Source organism: Mesotoga sp. B105.6.4 (assembly GCF_002896535.1).
GTDB lineage: Bacteria > Thermotogota > Thermotogae > Petrotogales > Kosmotogaceae > Mesotoga.
Map to the genome: position 1 here is coordinate 1 of NZ_JWIM01000064.1, position 3,213 is coordinate 3,213.

Below are 3,213 nucleotides of genomic sequence, written 5' to 3' on the forward strand. Positions count from 1 at the left end.
ACATCTGCTTTCTGCATACTCATCCTCGAGGACTTAAAGGAGAAGAGATACCGCTGGCCGCCAGAATATTCGCCGTTGTTGATGTATACGATGCGCTGATTTCCGATAGACCTTACCGGAAGGCCTGGAGCGAAGAAGAAACGATCAAGTGTCTTCTCAAGAACTCCGGCACGTTGTTCGACAAAAGAGTCGTCAAAGGATTCCTTGAGATAGTGAGAAGCGACTCTTGATCTCTACCTATACTTCAGACCTACCGTCACTCTTGACCTTCGCCCCCACAGTTACACCTAAAAGTAGCGATAGCTACCGTGTCCCACTCGAGTGTTATCGTTATGTTCTGCACCAGATAAGTTGTACCATCAACAAGCCATTCTTCAAAGTGATAACCAGAAGCAGGTGTTGCACTTAGATCGACAGAAGATCCTTTATCATATTCATACATCCCTTCCGGCGGGCTTACTGTCCCTCTTCCGGACTTGTAGATCTCTAGAATCACCTTCTCAGCCTTTTTCACAAAGGAGGCTGAGACGGATTTGTTGCTATCCATGACAATTGTGACGTTCGCGATATTTGAGAAATTCACTCCATCCACATACCACGACTCAAACTCCCATCCTTCTTCGGGAGTTGCCGTTAAGGAGACAAGGGTTCCTTCAATGTATGTGTGATTCCCAACCGGAGGACTCACAGAGCCCTGCCCGGAGGGTTCCATCATCGTCAAGGTAAAGACTACAGGTGGTTCTTCGACAAAGAAGGCTCTTGCCGTCTTGTTTGCGTCCATTGTTACTTTGTGTTCCGGATTGCCTGTAACAACTACCCCATCGATCTGCCAGTAATCAAATTCCCAACCATTTGCAGGCGAAGCAACTAGCATAACTTCAGTGCCTTCCTCATAAACATGCGAACCGACTGGAGGCTCAACACTTCCACTTCCTGAAGTCTGGAGCATTGTAAGTGTGTAGGTCTTCCTGACAAAAACTGCCTTTACATTCCTATCTGTATTCATTGTGAGGTAGGCTTCCTGGTCGCTGGAATATAATGCGCCCTCAACCAACCAGTGGTCAAACAACCAGCCTTCAGAGGGGGTTGCCTTAAGAGTAACGACTGTCCCAGCATTATACTCGTGATCTCCGGCTAGAGGCTGAATCTCACCCTGCCCAATGGGTTCGAGCATATATAGTGTCACCGAAGCTGCAGGCTCTTCGTTGAAGAACGCCTTCACAGTCTTATCATTGTCCATCGTCAGAGTCGTAGATTCTGCGCTCGAGTAGAAGGCTCCATTCACCTGCCAGCGATCGAATTCCCAACCTCTGGTTGGGGTAGCCGATAGGTCTACAACAGCTCCATACTCAAAGGAAAGCATGCTGGGATCCGGATCGACATCACCCTGTCCAGAGGGCTCAAGCATCGTCAGGGTTACAGGTTTCCTCACGAAAAAAACTTTGACGACCTTTTCGGAGTCCATCTTAAGAGTCGTTGCTTCCTCGCTTGAATAGAACCCTCCATTTACTTCCCATCGATCGAAATCCCAGTTATCTCCGGGAGTTGCCTCGATGCTCACAACAGTACCAGTAAGGTAATTGTGAACCCCAGGAAGGGGCTGAACCTCCCCACCGTTTTCTGGTTCAAGCATAGTGAGAGTAACGGTTTTGAAGATACACCCTGTAGCCAGAAAGACGACAGCAAATACTGTCAATAGAACCACCGCTATTCGCATCATGAATCCTCCCCTACATTCAATACTCGTTGTAACTTCCTCCAAAATACGTGAACCACATATCTTCTAGTCTTCTTACACGTAATTATATTCCTCATGTATTGTGAAAAAAATCATTATTAAGACTCTGCGGAGAGTTGACGGTAACTGAAGCAGATTCCCGTAGCTTCACGTACTTGTCAAATTAGGCTTATGGATTGTGGAGAGAGTAGACGCTGTTCATTCATCAATCGCGAACGCGTCTCTTATGCAAACGATTTTTCTTCACGCTTCAATTACTGTCAGAGGTGCAATTGTGTGCTGCCAGATTTGCGCTTGGATTTTTATCAATGGTAGAGTATCTACTTAGAATATGAAGAAACTTCAGTTTACTTCAAATAGAGAACGGGAATCTTGGATGTTGTGACTCAGGTATTCTCAGAAGACCAGAAAGCAGATGCTGGACAACGCCAACGAATCCTGATTCTGCATTCACAGCCACAGACATTGCATACCGAACTGACTTCTGAAGAACGACAAGAAAAGCATCTGAAGGAAGATGGTTGTAAGACGCGCGCCGGGTCATTGAGAACTGATAGTTGGATTCTTAATCAACAATGTGTCTATCAAAACAAGTCTAGACAAGCTACTTGGCATTACATCTGTGATCCGTGCCCTAGCGCAAAAGAGATTCTCTCCACAACTTCTTTCAAGAGATTGGAATACTCAAACATCACTTTCTCTCCCATCCTGAAAATCGGACCGGATATGCTTATTGATGCAACGACCTCACCCGATGAATCAAAAACAGGAGCCCCGAGACATGCAACTCCTTCTTCGTTTTCTCCTTTGTCAAACGCCGTTCCTCTCAATCTAATTGTCTCCAATTCCTCCCTAAGAGTATTCTTGTCTGTTATGGTTCTTGAAGTCTGAGGGACAAGATCAAGAGCCTTTATCATCTCTTCACGATCGGCATCAGGAAGAAACGCCAAAATCGCTTTACCGACTGCGGTGCAGTAAAGAGGGGCTCGTTTTCCTATCAAAAGCTTCGTGTGCAGTGACCTTGAACTTTCAAATCCTTCAATGGAGACGACTTCATTCCCGTCAAGTATACCCATGTGTATCGTTTCACCCGTCTTCAAATGGAGTTTCTCCATCTCAGTAAATGCCACATCTTTAAGTCTCATAGAGGAAAGATAGAGACTCCCCAGTTCAAAGAGCTTGATTCCTATTCTGTATGTAGACGTTAGGGTATCCTTCTCAAGCATATGTTCTTTGCACAGAGCTTCCGCAATTCTATACACGGTGGCCTTTGGAAGACCGCTTTTTTTCGTCAAATCGTCTAGGCTAAGCTTTGATTTCTCAAGACTAAATGAATTTACGATCCTTACTATCCTTTCAACACTCTGCATTCAAAAGCCTCAATCATGACCTAATGAGCATACCCCAGTAATCTTGGCAGCCACAAAACAAAATCGGCCCAGTAAGTAATTATTACTAGTCCCATTACTTCTATC

The 3,213-nt window shown here is 45.3% G+C and carries 3 protein-coding genes; 1 reads left to right on the plus strand and 2 read right to left on the minus strand.

Translation table 11 applies throughout. The features are described 5' to 3' along the window. Window positions 1-230 (plus strand): HD-GYP domain-containing protein (locus RJ60_RS12060; RefSeq protein ID WP_374704116.1); only part of this gene is annotated, 230 nt, incomplete at its 5' end. Window positions 231-256: 26 nt separating this feature from the next. Here RJ60_RS12060 and RJ60_RS12065 read toward each other — a convergent pair. Further along, entirely contained in the window at window positions 257-1,720 is a 1,464-nt protein-coding gene (locus tag RJ60_RS12065; RefSeq protein ID WP_099828426.1) for a hypothetical protein, read from the minus strand. 632 nt (window positions 1,721-2,352) lie between these two features. Then, window positions 2,353-3,108: an IclR family transcriptional regulator gene (locus RJ60_RS12070; protein ID WP_099828427.1), complete on the minus strand. Its 756-nt coding sequence runs from the start codon at window positions 3,106-3,108 to the stop codon at window positions 2,353-2,355. Window positions 3,109-3,213 lie beyond the last annotated feature (105 nt).